At 64.6% G+C, this 16139-nt stretch carries 12 protein-coding genes; 10 read left to right on the top strand and 2 right to left on the bottom strand.

Translation table 11 applies throughout. The annotated features are described in order from the left end of the window. Positions 1-240 precede the first annotated feature (240 nt). The 7 genes from M2337_RS05980 (at position 241) to M2337_RS05950 (ending at position 11479) form a co-directional block, all read left to right on the top strand. The gene (locus M2337_RS05980) at positions 241-2895 is read left to right on the top strand and encodes a TonB-dependent receptor plug domain-containing protein (RefSeq protein ID WP_181558757.1); all 2655 of its coding nucleotides are present in this window, start codon (positions 241-243) and stop codon (positions 2893-2895) included. 47 nt (positions 2896-2942) lie between these two features. Then, a complete protein-coding gene (locus M2337_RS05975; RefSeq protein WP_181558756.1) occupies positions 2943-3443 on the top strand; it encodes a Rid family hydrolase in 501 nt (166 codons plus the stop codon). Positions 3444-3516: 73 nt separating this feature from the next. Next, positions 3517-5106: a flavin monoamine oxidase family protein gene (locus M2337_RS05970; protein WP_264572070.1), complete on the top strand. Its 1590-nt coding sequence runs from the start codon at positions 3517-3519 to the stop codon at positions 5104-5106. Between the two features lie 4 nt (positions 5107-5110). Then, complete coding sequence (locus tag M2337_RS05965) at positions 5111-5548, top strand: c-type cytochrome (protein WP_264572069.1); 438 nt, start codon at positions 5111-5113, stop codon at positions 5546-5548. Between the two features lie 38 nt (positions 5549-5586). After that, complete coding sequence (locus tag M2337_RS05960) at positions 5587-7176, top strand: flavin monoamine oxidase family protein (protein WP_264572068.1); 1590 nt, start codon at positions 5587-5589, stop codon at positions 7174-7176. Between the two features lie 116 nt (positions 7177-7292). After that, positions 7293-8360, top strand: coding sequence for an efflux RND transporter periplasmic adaptor subunit (locus tag M2337_RS05955; protein WP_264572365.1), 1068 nt, complete (start codon positions 7293-7295; stop codon positions 8358-8360). Continuing rightward, the gene (locus M2337_RS05950; protein ID WP_264572067.1) at positions 8357-11479 is read left to right on the top strand and encodes an efflux RND transporter permease subunit; all 3123 of its coding nucleotides are present in this window, start codon (positions 8357-8359) and stop codon (positions 11477-11479) included. Before M2337_RS05955 ends, M2337_RS05950 begins: the two co-directional genes overlap by 4 nt. Before the next feature lie 109 nt (positions 11480-11588). Here the strand turns inward: M2337_RS05950 and M2337_RS05945 are convergent, their stop codons facing one another. Continuing rightward, on the bottom strand, positions 11589-11897 hold the full coding sequence (locus M2337_RS05945) for a UrcA family protein (RefSeq protein WP_264572066.1): 309 nt from the start codon (positions 11895-11897) through the stop codon (positions 11589-11591). 19 nt (positions 11898-11916) lie between these two features. Then, a complete protein-coding gene (locus tag M2337_RS05940) occupies positions 11917-12108 on the bottom strand; it encodes a hypothetical protein (RefSeq protein WP_264572065.1) in 192 nt (63 codons plus the stop codon). 575 nt (positions 12109-12683) lie between these two features. On the opposite strand from M2337_RS05940, the gene M2337_RS05935 reads away from it, so the two are divergent. The 3 genes from M2337_RS05935 to M2337_RS05925 all read left to right on the top strand — a co-directional run bounded on the left by M2337_RS05935 (position 12684) and on the right by M2337_RS05925 (position 16137). Beyond that, entirely contained in the window at positions 12684-13643 is a 960-nt protein-coding gene (locus M2337_RS05935) for a complex I NDUFA9 subunit family protein (RefSeq protein ID WP_264572064.1), read from the top strand. 85 nt (positions 13644-13728) lie between these two features. Further along, positions 13729-14532 (top strand): undecaprenyl-diphosphate phosphatase, encoded by an 804-nt coding sequence (locus M2337_RS05930; RefSeq protein ID WP_264572063.1) that lies wholly within the window; start codon positions 13729-13731, stop codon positions 14530-14532. A 159-nt stretch (positions 14533-14691) separates the two neighbouring features. Continuing rightward, a complete protein-coding gene (locus M2337_RS05925; RefSeq protein WP_264572062.1) occupies positions 14692-16137 on the top strand; it encodes an NAD(P)-dependent oxidoreductase in 1446 nt (481 codons plus the stop codon). Positions 16138-16139 lie beyond the last annotated feature (2 nt).

The raw sequence follows: 16139 nt of genomic DNA, 5'->3' as shown, positions 1-16139 counted from the left end.
GACCCAGGTCGCGGCGAGCCGAATAAGCGCGTCTAATCATAGTGATGTTAGCTACGAATACCCCCCCTCCGCCACCATACGACAAAATGCGTATGTCCGAATCCCGACCAGTCCGATCAGCTAGCCAGGCGCAAAAGAGCATATCACAGGGCGACGCGGGACGCTCGGCGCAACAACCATAACCCGCCGAAAAGACAGACAAAAAGGAGAGCGCACCACGAGAACAAGGGGGACGTCTTCATGATCACGCGCAGAAATATTGCTGCCCTATTGCTCCTTACGAGCGCAGCCATTCCCGCCGCAGCCGTGGCGCAAACGGCCGAAACGCCGCAGGAGCCGCCGGCCGATGGCGGCGAGATCATCGTCACCGGCACCCGTTCCACCGGCATGATGGCCGCAGAGAGCGCCGCGCCGATCCAGTTGCTGAGCTCCTCCGCACTGGAAAAGGTGGGCCAGCCCAACCTCAACCAGGCCCTCACCCAGCTCGTGCCGAGCTTCCAGGCGCAGACGCAGGGCACCGATATGGCGAGCTTCTCGCTCTCGGCCCGCCTGCGCGGCCTCAGCCCCAACCACACGCTGGTGCTAGTCAACGGCAAGCGCCGCCACGGCAACTCCATCCTGCAGGTCATCAACGGCGCATTCGGCGGTTCCGCCGCGCCGAGCATCGACCTGATTCCGCCGGACATCGTTCAGCGCATCGAGGTGCTGCAGGACGGCGCCGCCGCGCAATATGGTTCGGACGCCATTGCCGGCGTCATCAACATCATCCTCAAGTCGGACACTTATGGCGGCGCGGTGAAGTTCAACGCCGGCCAATATTATGACGGCGAAGGTACGACCTACAGCGCGAGCGGCAATTTCGGCATGCCGATCGGCGAGAGCGGCTTCCTTGACCTGTCGCTCTTCCATCGCCGCAACGACTGGACAACGGTCGGCGACGGTCAGTTCTCGGTGCGGAACTATGACGGCACCACCGTCACCAACGTGTCAGCAGCCTTCAAGCCCCTGCTCGACGCCTGCAATGCCAAAAACTGCACCGCGGGGATCAACGGTGGCCAGCCGGCGTCGCAGTTGACCCTTGGCTTCTATAACTTCGGCTATGATTTCGGTGGCGTCGAGCTCTACTCGTTCGGCAACATCTCCTATCGTCATGGTGACGCCCTGCAGGGCTATCGCCATCCCACCCGCCTGTGCCGCACCACCGCCGGCGCCGCGACGACCACGGACCCGACCAACTGCTTCGGCACCAGCGCCCAGACCGGCCTCGTGCCGCATATCGAGGTGAAGCAGGACGAATTCCAGTTCACCACCGGCCTGCGCGGCGAGATCAGCGGCTGGGACTGGGATCTGGCCGGCAGCTATTCGGAAGACGTCGCAAAGGTCTACACCACCAATTCGGCCAACGCGTCGCTGTTTGTCGCGACCGGCCAGTCGCCGTCCGACTTCTATGACGGCAGCTTCAAGTTCACCCAGTTCGTCGGCACCCTCGATCTTCGCAAGGAGTTTGACGTTGGCTTCGAGGACCCGCTGAATTTCGCCATCGGTGCGGAATATCGCAAGGAAACCTACGCCATTGGCGCCGGCGACGCGCTGTCGCGCTATGTCGAGGGCGGCCAGTCCTTCCCCGGCTATGCTCTCAGCGATGCCGGCACACTCTCGCGCAACGCCAAGGCGGCCTATATCGACGTCGCCGTCAACCCGGTGCCCGACTGGACCGTGGATGTCGCCGGCCGCTACGAGCATTACAGCGACTTCGGCGACACGACGATCGGCAAGATCACGACGCGCTACGACTTCTCGCCGGCCTTCGCGATCCGCGGGACGGCCAGCACGGGCTTCCGCGCACCTTCGCTGCAGGAATCCGGCTACTCGGCCACGAACGTCGGGCCGACCTCTGCCACGCTGCAACTTGCGCCCAGTTCGCCGGGATCGGCCAGCGCCGGGTTCGGCGCGCTCAGTCCGGAAAAGTCGGTCAACTTCTCTGCCGGTATCGTGCTCCGCCCGATCTCGCGCTTGACGATCACGCTGGATGGCTATCTCATCAAGATCAAGGACCGCATCGTGTCCTCGGGCAGCATCACCGGCCAGCAGTTCGTCAACCTGACGTCGCCGCCGCAACGTGTCGGTATCGACACGCCGGCCGCGCTGATCAATGGCCTGACGCCCTATGACCTCGTTATCAACGCCATCAATGCCAGCGGCAAGCAGCTCGACCCGACCGTGCGGACGAACGGTTCGCTCGCGATCCAGACCTTCACCAACGGCATCGATACCCGGACGATGGGCCTGGAACTCGCCGCGCGTTATCCGGTCGATCTGCCCTTCGGTAACATCGATTTCTCGATCGGCGGCAACTACAACCTCACCAAGGTCACGAAGAACAAGCTGGGCACCCTGTTCGGCCCAACCTCCGAGCAGATCATCGAGAAGGCCAGCCCGGCCTTCAAGGGCAACTTCAGCGCCCTGTTCACCAGCGGCAAGTTCACCGCCAATGCCCGCGTGAATTACTACAGCAAGACCAATCAGTTCGTGCAGCCCAACAGCACATCGGCCAACGGCAATGCGAGCCGTGGCATCGCTGCCCTGCCCGCGCCGATCTTGCTGTCGAACAACCAGCGTTACTACAATGCCGAGGTGGCGCCGGCCGCGATCGTCGATCTGGAGTTCAGCTACGAGATCACCAAGTTCGCCAACCTCGCGATCGGCGCGAACAACCTGTTCGACAAGATGCCGGAAGTACCGGCGCTCGTTGGAAACTACGATCCCGCGACGTGGCCGACGACCGGTGTCTCGCCCTACATCAACAACGGCGGCACGTTCAACGCGCCCTATACCTTCGGCCCTTACGGTTCGAACGGCGGATATTACTACGCCCGCCTGACGCTCAAGTTCTGATCGAACAAGACGAGCAACTTTACATCAACAGTATCTGGACGAGGAGAATGACATTGAAGAAGACCGGCATCACCGCCGCCATGTTGTCAGGAGCGCTGCTTGCAGCGCTCCCCTCGGCCGCCGGCGCGCAGACCGTCGAGCGCACCTATGGCGCGCCGAACTCCCCCATCGCCTCGCTGGCCTTCGTGCCGGCGGGCGCGAACATCATGTTCGTTTCCGGCACCACACCCTCGCCGGTCGATCCGGCCAAGCCGGAAGAACTGGGCGATACCAAAGCGCAGACGCTCAGCATCCTCACCAAGATGAAGGCCTCGCTGGAAGCCAAGGGCTTTTCCATGGGCGACATCGTCAAGATGACGGTCTTCCTCGTCGGCACCCCGGAGACGGGCGGCCGCATGGATTCAGCCGGGATGAATGAGGTGTTCCGCACCTTCTTCGGCACGGCGGAACAGCCCAACAAGCCCACCCGCTCGACCATCCAGGTCGCCGCGCTGGGCCGCCCGACCATGTATGTGGAGATCGAGGCCATCGCGGCGAAAATGCCGTGAGGGTCGAGGGAGGCGCATCGGGGGATCGCGCCTCCCTTTTCCACCGGGCACCGGCATCAAAGGACAAGCAAGGATGACGACATCACTGCGGCCGACCCGGCGGGATATGCTGGCGATGATCGGCAAGGTCGGCGGCACGGTCGCGCTCTATCAGGCGATGACAGCGCTGGGCCATGCGGCGGAATCGCAATTCACCGGCCCGCCCCAGCTCACCGGCGCGCCCAAGGGCAAGAAGGTGCTGATCCTCGGCGCCGGCCTTGCGGGTCTGGTCGCTGCCTATGAGTTGCAGCGCGCGGGCTATGCCGTCGAAATACTCGAATATCAGGATCGCCCCGGCGGCCGGAATTACTCGGTGCGTGGTGGCGACAAGGTCGTGGAAGTCGGCGGCGTCTCGCAGACCTGCGCCTTCCAGCCCGGCAATTACCTCAATCCCGGCCCGTGGCGCATTCCGCACCATCACCGCTCGCTCCTGCACTATTGCAAGACGCTGGGCGTGGCGATGGAGCCGTTCATCCAGCTCGATCACAATGCGTTCGTCCACAACAGCAAGGCGTTCGGCGGGAAGCCGCAGCGCTACAAGGAGTTGGCGGTCGATTTCAAAGGCCATGTCTCGGACCTGCTCGGCAAGTCACTCAACGCGGGCGCGCTGAATGACACGGTGACCAAGGAAGATCAGGAAAAGCTGCTCGAATCCCTGCGCGGCTTTGGCCTGCTCGATGGCGACCTCAATTTCACCAGCAGCCTGCGCGTCTCCGGACAGCGCGGCTATGATCGCGCGCCCGGCGGCGGCGTCAACGGCGCACCCACACCCTCGAAGATCAACAGCCTGTCCGACGTACTCTCGTCCGACATCTGGGCGCATATGAGCTTCTTCTTCAACAATGTGATGCAGACCACCATGTTCCAGCCCAAGGGCGGCATGGACATGATCGGCAAGGCCTTCGCCCGCGCTGTCGGCCCGGTGGTCCAGCTCAACACCAAGGTCACCCGCATCACGCAGGACGACAAGGGCGTCACCGCTTATTGGCAGGATATTCCCAGCGGCAAGACCGGCCAGAGCAGCGCCGACTGGTGCGTGAACACCATTCCGCTGCCCGTGCTCAGCCAGCTCGACATGCAGGTGGGTGCGCCACTCAAGGCCGCGATGCGCGCCGTGCCCTATAGCGGGCAGGTGAAGATCGGCCTGGAGATGCGCCGCCGTTTCTGGGAGGAAGATGACGCCATCTATGGCGGCCACAGCTTCACCGATCAGACCATCGGGCTGATCTCCTACCCCAATGACAGGATGTTTGGCAACGGCCCGGCCGTGCTGCTCGGCGCCTTTGCCCGCGATGCTGGCGGGTTCCAGCTTGCCGGCATGACGCCCGCCCAGCGCATCGAAATGGCGCTGGCGCAGGGCTCGGTGTTCCACCCGGCCGCCTATCGCAAGGAGTTCATGAACGGCACCTCCGTCGCCTGGAGCCGACTGCCCTGGATTCTGGGCTGCACCTCGCGCTGGTCGGACGACGCCCGCGCCGCGCATTACCAGAACCTCGTCGCGATGGATGGCCGCATCGTCCTCGCGGGCGAACATGCCTCTTATTACGGCGGCTGGATGGAGGGTTCGCTCCTCTCCGCGCTCGACGCCATCACCCGCATCCACCAGCGCGCCACCGGAGCCTGACGCCATGACCCTCAAAACCGCCGCCGCGCTCGCTCTGGCGGGCGCTCTCCTCGCCGCCACGGTGGCTGTCCGCGCGCAGGATGCGCCAGGCGGCGGGCCGAGCAGCGTGGACATCTCCAATGAGGGCAAGGAAGTCTATGAGATGATCTGCCAGGCCTGCCATATGGCGGATGGCAAGGGCGGCGCCGGCGCGGGCGCGGCAATCCCGGCCATCGCGGGCAACGCCAACCTGGCGGACAAGGACTTCATCGCCACGATCCTGGTCAAGGGGCGCGGCGGCATGCCCTGGTTCACGGACATGCTGACGCCCGAGCAGATGGCCGCCGTCGCGACCTACGCGCGCAGCCATTTCAACAATTATCCCGATCCCGTCACGGCCGCCGACGTCAAGCGCGTCATCGCCGCGAACGGATCGTCGACGCGCGATTGCAGCACGTGCTGAGCCGTGGGGACGGCCCGGCACTTTTGGGGGACATGAGCATGACCGAATTTACGGCTCCGACACGGCGTGACCTGCTGGCGATGATTGGCAAGGCGGGCGGCGCCATGGCCATGTATCAGGCCATGACCGCCTTTGGCCATGCCGCCGAAACCCAGTTCACCGGCCCGCCCAAGCTCTCCGGCGCGCCCAAGGGAGCCAAGGTGCTGGTGCTCGGCGCAGGCCTTGCCGGCATGCTCGCGGCCTATGAGCTGCGCAAGGCCGGCTATGCCGTGCAGATCCTCGAATATCAGAACCGCCCGGGCGGGCGGAACTACTCGATCCGCGGTGGCGACAAGGTGGTCGAGGTCGGCGGCGCGACGCAGACCTGCGAATTCCAGCCGGGCAATTATCTGAACCCCGGCCCGTGGCGCATCCCGCACCATCACCGCACCCTGCTGCACTACACCAAGGCCTTTGGTGTCGAGCTGGAGCCGTTCATCCAGCTCAATCACAATGCCTGGGTCCACAACAGCAAGGCGTTCGGCGGCAAGCCCCAGCGCTACAAGGAGCTGGCCGTCGATTATAAGGGCCATGTCTCCGAGCTGCTCGGCAAGGCGCTGAATGCCGGCGCGCTCGATCAGAAGGTTACCAAGGAGGACAAGGAGAAGCTGGTCGAGGCCTTGCGCGAATGGGGCCTGCTCGATGGCGATCTGAATTACATCAGCGGCCTGCGTGCCTCCGGCCAGCGCGGCTATGATCGCGCGCCCGGCGGCGGCGTCAACGGCGCGCCGACGCCTTCCAAGATCAACGATCTGGGCGATGTGCTGGATTCCGGCGTGTGGCAGCAGATGAGCTTCTTCTTCACCAATGTGATGCAGACGACGATGTTCCAGCCCAAGGGCGGCATGGACATGATCGGCAAGGGCTTTGCCAAGCAGGTCGGCGACCTGATCACCTACAATGCCAAGGTGACGAAGATCGCGCAGGGCGAGAAAGGCGTCACCGTCTCCTGGCAGGACCTGACCTCCAGTGCCATGCACGAGGCCAAAGCGGATTATTGCGTCTGCACAATTCCGCTAGGTGTGCTCAATCAGCTCGAGCTGCAGGCGAGCGCGCCGCTCAAGGCCGCCATCGCCGCCGTGCCCTATTCTAACTCGGTGAAAATGGGCCTGGAGATGCACAGCCGCTTCTGGGAGGAGAAGGACGCGATCTATGGTGGCCACAGCTTTACCGACCAGCAGATTTCGCTGATCTCTTACCCGAACTTCGATTTCTTCGCGGACAAGCCGGCAGTGCTGCTCGGGGCCTTTGCAGGCGGCGCCGGCGGCTATGCGCTGGCCGGCATGACGCCACAGCAGCGCATCGAAACCGCGCTGGCGCAAGGATCGGTGTTCCACCCCGAAGACTATCGCAAGCAGTTCATGAACGGCGTCTCCTTCGCCTGGAGCCGCACGCCGTGGATCATGGGATGCTGCGCCACCTGGTCGGAGGCGGCCCGCGCGCAGCACTACCAGAATCTGGTCGCCATGGATGGCCGCATCGTCCTCGCGGGCGAGCATGCGTCTTATTATGGCTGCTGGATGGAGGGCGCTCTGCTCTCCTCGCTGGACGCCATTGAGCGACTGCACAAAAAAGCAGTGGCTGGCTGATCGAAACTGGGGCAAAGTAGACAAAATCTACTATCGATATGGATGACGCCGTGGACCTTCTAAACCGGCTGCCGGGCGCCGCCGGGCATCCTCTCTCCTCGTGGCGGCAGGGCACCCTGCTGATCGGGCTCGCGCTTCTCGCGGCATGCGGCAAGGGCGAGACCGAGCAGAAGCGGCAGCCGCCCCTGGTATCGGCGACAAAACCTGCCACCCACGTCTTCCGGGACGAGATCCAGGCTGTCGGCACCGCGCGCGCCAATGAGCAGGTGACGCTTGCCGCCAATGTGACCGAGCGGATCGAGCGGCTGATGTTCGATGACGGCATGTTCGTCCGGTCCGGCCAGTTGCTGGCGGTGCTTTCCAACGCGCAGGAGCAGGCAGCATTGGCCGGCGCACGGGCAAGCGCCACCGAGGCCGCCTCGCAGCTCGACCGCGTCAACAGCCTGTATGAGCAGGGCTTCGCCACGCGCGCGCTGCTCGATCAGCAGCGCGCCGCCCTGAGCGAGGCCCGCGCCAGCCAGGATGGCATCAAGGCCCAGCTTGGCGACCGCCTGATCCGCGCGCCCTTCTCCGGCTATCTCTCGCTCCGCACCATCTCCGAGGGCGCCATCGTCAACAGCGGCACGCCTTTGGTGACGATCAGCGACCTGTCACGCATCAAGCTGGATTTCACCGTGCCGGAAACGCAGCTCGGTGCCTTGCGCATCGGCCAGCCGATCCGGGCCTCCTCCTCGGCCTATCCCGATGACGTGCTGCAGGGCACGATCAGCACCATCGATCCGGTGATCGATCCCGCCAGCCGCGCCGTCATGGTCCGGGCGACGCTCCCCAATCCGGGCGCGCGGATCAAGCCCGGCATGTTGCTGACCGTCCGCATCGAGACCGGGCAGCGCACCGCGCTCGCCGTGCCGGAGACTGCAGTGCTGAGCCAGGGCGACCGGCGCTATGTCTACACGCTCGACAAGGACCGCAAGGCCAAGCGGATGGACGTGCGCACCGGGCTGCGGGACAATGGCCTGATGGAAGTGAGCGGCCTGCCGCAGGATGCGCTGGTCGTCTCCGAAGGCGTGGTGAAGGTGGCGGAAGGCCGGCCCGTGCGTCTGGCCGAGGTCGAGAGCAGCAATAGCGCGCAGACTGAAGAGATCGCGCCCAAGGGCGCCGCCACGCCGGAAGCGCGGCCATGATCCTTTCGGATATTTCGGTGCGGCGACCAGTGGTCGCCGCCGTGATGTCCCTGCTGCTCGCGATCATCGGCTTCGTCGGCTTCATGAACCTGTCCGTGCGCGAATATCCGGACACCGACCCGCCCATCGTCTCGGTCGAAACGCGCTACACCGGCGCCAATGCCAGCGTGATCGAGAACCGCATCACCCAGCCGCTGGAGCAGCGGCTTGCCGGCATCGAGGGGATCGAGACGATCAGCTCGACCTCGCGCGACGGCACTTCCAGCATCGTGATCGAGTTCCGCGCCGGGCGCGATGTCGACGCAGCCGCAAACGATGTGCGCGATCGTGTCGCTGGCGGCGCGGCCGACCGGCCAGACGACGCCCTGCCGCCGGAAGTGCGCAAGGTCGATTCCGATTCCCAGCCGATCATCTTCTTTGCCGTGATGGCGCCGGGCTGGGACCGCACCAAGCTTGGCGATTTCGTCTCGCGCGTCGTGGTTGACCGACTCTCGACCATCGATGGCGTGGCGCAGATCGTCGAACTTGGCATGGCCAAGCCCGCCATGCGCGTGTGGCTCAATGCCGATCGGCTGGCGGCCTTTCGGCTGACGCCGGGCGATGTCGAGGCCGCGCTGCGCCGACAGAATGTCGAGCTGCCCGCCGGGCGGATCGAGGCGGAGGCGCAGAACCTCTCGCTCCGCGTCCAGCGCGACTTCACGACCCCGCAGGACTTTGCCCAGCTTGTCATCGGCCGTGGCAGCGATGGCTATCAGGTGCGCCTGGGCGATGTCGCGCGCATCGAGGAAGGGCCGGAAAATCCCTATTCCATCTTTCGCTATAATGGCGAAACCGGGGTGGGCCTGGGCATCGTTCGCCAGTCAGGCGCCAATACGCTGGCGGTGGCGCAGGCCGCCAAGGCTGCGGTCGCAGAGCTGAGCAAGAACCTGCCTGAGGGCGTCGAAATTCGCATGGGCGGCGACAGCACCATGTTCATCGACGAGGCCATTCGCGGCGTGTGGCACACCATCTTCGAGGCGGCGTTACTCGTCACCATCGTCGTGTTCTTCTTCCTCGGCAGTCTGCGCGCGACGTTGGTGCCGATGATCACCGTGCCGATCTGCCTGCTGACGACCTTCGGCGTGCTGTGGCTGGCCGGCTATTCGATCAACCTGCTCACCTTGCTGGCGCTGGTGCTGGCCATCGGCCTTGTGGTCGACGATGCCATCGTCGTCCTCGAGAATGTCTATCACCGCATCGAGGAAGGTGAAGACCCGCTCTTCGCCGCCTTTTACGGTGCGCGGCAGGTCGGCTTTGCCGTGGTCGCCTCCACCATGGCGGTGTGCGCCGTGTTCGTGCCGGTGATGTTCCTCTCCGGCCAGGCCGGCTCGCTGTTCCGCGAACTGGCGGTGGCGATGATCGCGGCGGTCGGCGTCTCGGGCTTCCTCGCTCTCACGCTGACGCCGATGATGTGCTCTAAGCTGCTCAAGGGCAGCGCGCGCGGCCGCCTGACCGCGAAGATCGACCGGTTGATGGAGCGGACGGAAAACGGCTATCGCAACGCGCTCGGCTCGGTGCTCCGCCGCCCCCTGCCGGTGATCGTCGCGTCCGTGCTGCTGATTGCCGGCAGCGCGGTGCTGTTTCGCAGCCTGGATTCCGAACTCGCCCCGGCGGAGGACACCGGCGTGATCCAGGTTCGCCTCAACAGCCCGGAAGGGACGGGCTTCGCGCAGGCCGACAAATATCTGCACCAGGCCGAAACGCTGGTCCTGCCCATGGTCGCCGAGGATGGCCCGGTGCGCGGGATGAATGCGCGCATCGGCGGTTTCGGCGGCGGCACCGACGATTTCAACAGCAGCAGCCTCTCGGTGTTCATGAAGCATTGGGACGAGCGCAAGGAAAGCTCGCAGAGCGTCGCGCAGGAGGTCAACAAGCGGCTGGCCGGCCTGCCATCCGTGCGCGGCAACGCCACCGTCACCAACCGCCTATCGCGCGGCGGCCAGCCGATCAGCTTCGTGATCGCCGGCACCAGCTATGAGGATCTGGCCGTCGCCCGCGACCGCATATTGGATGCGGCGCGCGACAACCCCGGCATCGTCAATCTCGACGCCGATTATGTCGAGAACAAGCCGCAACTGCTGATCGAGATCGATCATCAGCGGGCTGGGGACCTCGGCATTTCCGTCAATGACATCAGCCAGGCGCTGCAGACGATGATGGGATCGCGCCGCACGTCGACCTATGTGCGCGACGGCGAGGAATATTATGTCGTCCTGCAGGCGGAATCCTTTAATCGCGACGATGAGGCATCGCTGGCGAAGGTCTATGTCCGCGCCGCCGGCGGGGCGCTGGTGCCGCTCTCCAACCTGCTGATCGTCAAGCAGGCCGCCACCGCGCGCGAGCTGGGCCGCTTCAACAAGATGCGCGCCATTACGCTAAGCGGCGGTCTGGCCGAAGGCTATTCTCTGGGGCGCGCACTCGACTTCCTCAATGAGCAGGCGCGCCAGTCGCCGGAAGTGACGGCGGTGGGTTATAAAGGCGAGAGCCGCAGCTTCATGCAGACCGGCACCTCGATCTGGATCGCGTTCGGCTTTACCGTGGTGGTGATCTACCTGCTGCTCTCCGCCCAGTTCGAAAGCTTCGTCCACCCGCTGGTGATCATTTCCGCTGTGCCGCTGGGCGCCGCGGGCGGCATTATTGGCTTGGCGGTGACGGGGACCAGCATCAACCTGTTTAGCCAGATCGGCATGATCATGCTGGTCGGCCTCGCGGTGAAGAACGGCATTCTGATCGTCGAATATGCCAACCAGTTGCGCGACGAAGGCCGGGATTTTCTGGTGGCGATCAGCGACGCGTCCGTCCGCCGCCTCCGCCCGATCCTGATGACCTCCATCGCCACGGTCGCAGGCGCCATTCCGCTGGCAATCGGCGGGGGTGCCGGCGCGCATGCCCGCTCGTCCATCGGCTGGGTGATCGTGTTCGGCGTCAGCATCGCGACGGCCATCACCCTGTTCGTAGTGCCTTTGCTCTACAGCCGCTTTGCGCGGGGCACATCCTCGCCCCAGACCGTCACCCGCCGCCTGCGTGCGCTGATGGGCAAGAACGGGAAGCCCGATGGAACGGCCCAGCCGGCCGAATGATCGGGCCCCGCTAGTCGGCCACACCAGCGATCTGCGCACCCCAAACGCAAACGGCGCGCCACTCGATGACCGAGGGCGCGCCGCTCAACGACGAAGAGATCGTGATGGATCAGTCCATGGTCGCCATGCGCGCATTGCTGTTGGACAGCTGCGCGATGCGGGTCTCGCTGACCTGCTTCATCGACTTGCGGCACTTGAAGTCCGGCGCCAGATCGGCGTTCACGCGGTTGCCCGGGTTGCAGGCAGCAGCGATTTCACGAGCGACGCGACCGCGGAACTGGTCGACGCTCTCGGCGTCGGCGAAGTTCACACCGTCCGTGGAGACGCGCACTTCGACATTTTCACGGGGCTTGGCGAATCCGGCGCTCGAACCGACGAGCAGACCAGCCGCGACGAGGGCGGCGGCAACGATTTTCATGTCTGTTACTCCTGCAAACTCAATTTTTCTTTTCGGTAACTCTTGATGAAGTCAGGCTCGTGACGCTCACAAGGAGCGTTCCTGAACCTGTCCAGCGTTCTTGAGTGCGCTTGCCGTCCAGATAGGTCTGCGGGCGTTCCCGGACAAGGCAAAATCGTCGCTGCGCCGCAGAAATCAGCCATTTTTTGATGTTGCATGGCAGGAAAGCCATGCGCCCCTTGCAATGTCGCAGTACGCCAGGAGACAAGTTTTCGCGTGGCGCTCAGCTCGCGGAAGTCGCGCCAGCGGCGTTGTTCGATGGATTGCGCAAAATCGCGGCCGCGTCGCACCCTCGGACGGGGCGATCATCCGCCATCAAGTCAAATTTCGGCATATTGTGGCTTACGTTCAAAAGTTTACGCCCGCAATCGACCGATACTTGGATCACCCTGCAAAGTCGGCCGCGGCGCCTTGACCCTAGCTGTGCCCACCGGCAGTCTCAACGATCTCAGCCTAGACTAGACAGCGCACAGCCGAGATCACCGGCGCGTTGTGCATTTATGTGCAACTTATTCTTACGCTGCATGGGCGAAATAAGCCGGCGAAATTATTTTCGTCGCCCCCGCCATATTCCACCCCGCAGGGCGTCGTGCGGCCGGTTCATGCGCTCATCGCTCGCGATTTGCGCCGCCGTTTGTCGAGTCGCGCATCCACCCGGTTGTTTTGGATGGCGGCCTGATGCAAGGGAGAGGAGAACCGCAAACGCGGACAGACAGGCCCTTGGGGCAAGGACGACGGAACAGAGTCATGATAGCGACGGACAAGCCGATTGTGTTGTTTGGGGGTGGTGGTTTCGTCGGCCGCCACGTGGCCCAGGAGCTGCTGGCGAAGGGCTATCGCCTGCGCATCGCCCAGCGCGATCCTCGTCAGGCCTTCGCGCTGCGCACGCTGGGCGGCATGGGTCAGATCCAGTTTGCGGCCGTGGACATCACCCGCGCCGATCAGGTCGCCGCAGCCCTCACGGGCGCATCCGCGGCGATCAACTTCGTCGGCCTGCTGACCGGCGACATGCACGCCGCGCATGTGGTGGGCGCGCAGACCATATCCGAGGCTGCGGCGGCGGCGCGCCTTGAGGCGCTGGTTCACGTCTCCGCCATCGGCGCGAACGCTGCCAGTGCATCTGCCTATGGGCGGACCAAGGCCGAGGGTGAGGCGGCAGTCCGCAGCGCCTTCCCGCGCGCGACCATCGTGCGGCCCTCGATCCTGTTCGGGCAGGACGACCAGTTCACCAACCGCTTTGCCCGCCTGATCGCCTCGGGATCGACCCTGCCCGGCCAGATCGTCCCGGTGATCCGCGGCGAGACGCGCTTTCAGCCGGTGCATGTGGTCGATGTCGCCCGCGCCATCGCGCAGGCCGTGACGCAGCCCGAGGATCATGCTGGTCAGACCTATGAGCTGGGCGGCCCGGACACGCTCTCCCTGCGCCAGATCAACAACTGGATCGCCGCCGAGATCGGTCGCCCGTGCAGCTTCCTGCCCATCCCCGACGGTGTCGCCAAGGCGCTGGCCATGCTGACCGGCTGGGCACCGGGCGCGCCGATCACGCGCGACCAGTTCGAGATGCTGCTGAGCGACAATGTCGTTGCGCCGGGCGCTGCGGGCTTCGAGCGGTTCGGCATCACCCCGGCGCCCATGGCCGCGATCGCGCCGGCGTGGCTGGAGCAATATCGCAAGCAAGGGCGTTTCGGCGTCACGGCGCCGGCCTGAACCCTGCGCGGCGGGCATCTTCGTCCGCCGCCTGGCCCTTCCCAACCGCCTCGGCCATCGCTCTCGACTCAAGGATTGCCCCCGCATGGATAGCAACGTCTTCACCGCCATTCTGCTGGGCATATTGGAAGGGCTGACCGAGTTCCTGCCCGTCTCGTCGACCGGCCACCTCATTCTGGCCAGCGAGTTGCTCGGCTTCACCGGCGAATCGTCGGTGACCTTCAAGATCGCCATCCAGTTCGGCGCGATTCTGGCCGTGATCGCGGTCTACTGGCAGCGCTTCTGGGGCGTGGGCATGGGCCTGCTCAAGGGCCGGGCGGATGACATTGCCTTCACCCGCAACGTGTTCCTCGGCTTCGCGCCGGCGCTCGTCATCGGCGTGCTGGCCTATGAGGCTGTGCGCGCCGCCATCCAGACGCCGATGATCGTCGCGGTTGCGCTTATTATCGGCGGCATCCTGATGCTGGTGCTGGAAAGGATGGTGAAGACGGTGCGGGTCAAATCGGTGGAGACGATGCCGGCCACTACCGCGCTGGGCATCGGCCTGGTGCAGTGCATCGCGATGATTCCGGGCGTCAGCCGGTCCGGCGCCACAATCCTGGGTGCGCTGACCATGGGCGTCGACCGCAAGACGGCGGCGGAATACAGTTTCTTCCTCGCCGTGCCAACCATGCTGGCGGCGACGGTCTACGCGCTTTGGAAAGATCGCGCGCTGCTCAACGCCGACGATTTCGGGATGATCGCCATCGGTTTCGGCATGGCGTTCCTCACTGCGCTCTTTGTCGTGAAGGGCTTTGTGGCCGTCGTGACCCGATACGGTTTCAAGCCTTTTGCCTGGTACCGAATCATAGCCGGGTCGATTGCGCTGATCGCCCTTTTGATGAAGTAGGACCGGATCGGACCTATAAGGGGTTTAGATAACCTGTCCAAACCCAAAAAAATGGCCGTGTGCCACATTATAGGTCAATAACACTGTCTTTAATGTGGAGAAACGCGTGACTTCCGCGATTGTCGGCCCTATGTGCGGCGCCGAAAGGAAGCACCGCCCATGGCCGAGAATCCAATGCTCAAATTCGTCATTCGCCCGCAATCCTACCCGGAGAAGCGGTCGGCCAACGAGCGCGCGCATGATTTCCAAGAAATTTCGGACGGGTTCGAAACGCCCAAGGCCGAGGATCAGGCCGCGCGCTGCTCGCAGTGCGGCGTGCCCTATTGCTCGGTCCACTGCCCGCTGCACAACCACATCCCGGACTGGCTGCGCCTGACCGCGGAAGGCCGGCTGCGCGAGGCGTATGAGCTTTCCAACATGACCTCCACCATGCCGGAGATCTGCGGCCGCATCTGCCCGCAAGACCGGCTGTGCGAGGGCAATTGCGTCATCGAATTTTCCGGCCATGGCGCCGTCACCATCGGCTCGGTCGAAAAGTTCATCACCGATACCGCTTGGGAAGAAGGCTGGGTCGAGCCGGTGCAGGTCGGCAAGGCGACCGGCTTCTCGGTCGGCATCGTCGGCGCTGGCCCCGGTGGCCTCACCACGGCGGAATATCTGCGCGCGGCAGGGCATGAGGTGCATGTCTACGATCGGCACGATCGCGCCGGCGGCCTGCTAACCTATGGCATCCCCGGCTTCAAGCTGGAGAAAGAGGTCGTCATGCGCCGCGTCAAGCGGCTCGCAGATGCCGGCATCCACTTCCACATGGGCTTCGAGGTCGGCAAGGATGCCTCGCTGGCCGAACTGCGCGAGCGGCATGACGCGCTCCTGATCGCAACCGGCGTCTACAAGGCGCGCGACATCAAGGCCCCCGGCGTCGGCACCACCGGCGTGGTCAAGGCGCTCGATTTCCTCACCGCCTCTAACAAGGCCGGCTTTGGCGATCATGTCCCCGCGCATGAGGATGGCTCGCTGCTCGCCACCGGCAAGGATGTCGTGGTGATCGGCGGCGGCGATACCGCCATGGACTGCGTGCGCACCTCCATCCGCCAGGGCGCCAAGTCGGTCCGCTGCCTCTACCGCCGCGACCGGGAGAACATGCCCGGCTCGCAGCGCGAGGTTCAGAACGCCGAGGAGGAAGGCGTCGAGTTCGTCTGGCTCTCCGCCCCCGTCGCCTTCGAGGGCACGGAGAAGGTCACCGGCGTGAAGATGACGCGCATGCGCCTCGGCCAGCCGGACGCTTCCGGCCGCCGCGCACCGGAGCCGGAGCCGGGCAGCGAGACCAGCATCCCCGCCGATCTCGTCATCAAGGCGCTGGGCTATGATCCCGAGGATCTGCCGGTGCTGTTCGGCGAGCCGGGCCTCGCCGTCACCCGCTGGGGCACGCTGCGCGTCGACCATCGCAACATGATGACCAGCGTCGATGGCGTGTTCGCCGCCGGCGACATCGTGCGCGGCGCCAGCCTCGTCGTCTGGGCCATCCGCGATGGCCGCGACGTGGCCGACCATATGCACAGCTATCTGCGTGCGCGGACGCCCAAGAAGCAGGCGGTCGCCGCATGACC

It is taken from the genome of Sphingobium sp. B2D3A (genome assembly GCF_025961795.1).
GTDB lineage: Bacteria > Pseudomonadota > Alphaproteobacteria > Sphingomonadales > Sphingomonadaceae > Sphingobium.
Note: the sequence above shows the minus strand (reverse complement) of the source record. Positions and strands in the feature narration are given on the sequence as shown.

Bases quoted from the DNA above. Each gene is read 5' to 3' on its own strand.
- M2337_RS05980 (WP_181558757.1), top strand. From the start codon at position 241: ATGATCACGCGCAGAAATATTGCTGCCCTATTGCTCCTTACGAGCGCA.
- M2337_RS05975 (WP_181558756.1), top strand. From the start codon at position 2,943: ATGACATTGAAGAAGACCGGCATCACCGCCGCCATGTTGTCAGGAGCG.
- M2337_RS05970 (WP_264572070.1), top strand. From the start codon at position 3,517: ATGACGACATCACTGCGGCCGACCCGGCGGGATATGCTGGCGATGATC.
- M2337_RS05965 (WP_264572069.1), top strand. From the start codon at position 5,111: ATGACCCTCAAAACCGCCGCCGCGCTCGCTCTGGCGGGCGCTCTCCTC.
- M2337_RS05960 (WP_264572068.1), top strand. From the start codon at position 5,587: ATGACCGAATTTACGGCTCCGACACGGCGTGACCTGCTGGCGATGATT.
- M2337_RS05950 (WP_264572067.1), top strand. From the start codon at position 8,357: ATGATCCTTTCGGATATTTCGGTGCGGCGACCAGTGGTCGCCGCCGTG.
- M2337_RS05945 (WP_264572066.1), bottom strand. From the start codon at position 11,897: ATGAAAATCGTTGCCGCCGCCCTCGTCGCGGCTGGTCTGCTCGTCGGT.
- M2337_RS05940 (WP_264572065.1), bottom strand. From the start codon at position 12,108: ATGGCTTTCCTGCCATGCAACATCAAAAAATGGCTGATTTCTGCGGCG.
- M2337_RS05935 (WP_264572064.1), top strand. From the start codon at position 12,684: ATGATAGCGACGGACAAGCCGATTGTGTTGTTTGGGGGTGGTGGTTTC.
- M2337_RS05930 (WP_264572063.1), top strand. From the start codon at position 13,729: ATGGATAGCAACGTCTTCACCGCCATTCTGCTGGGCATATTGGAAGGG.
- M2337_RS05925 (WP_264572062.1), top strand. From the start codon at position 14,692: ATGGCCGAGAATCCAATGCTCAAATTCGTCATTCGCCCGCAATCCTAC.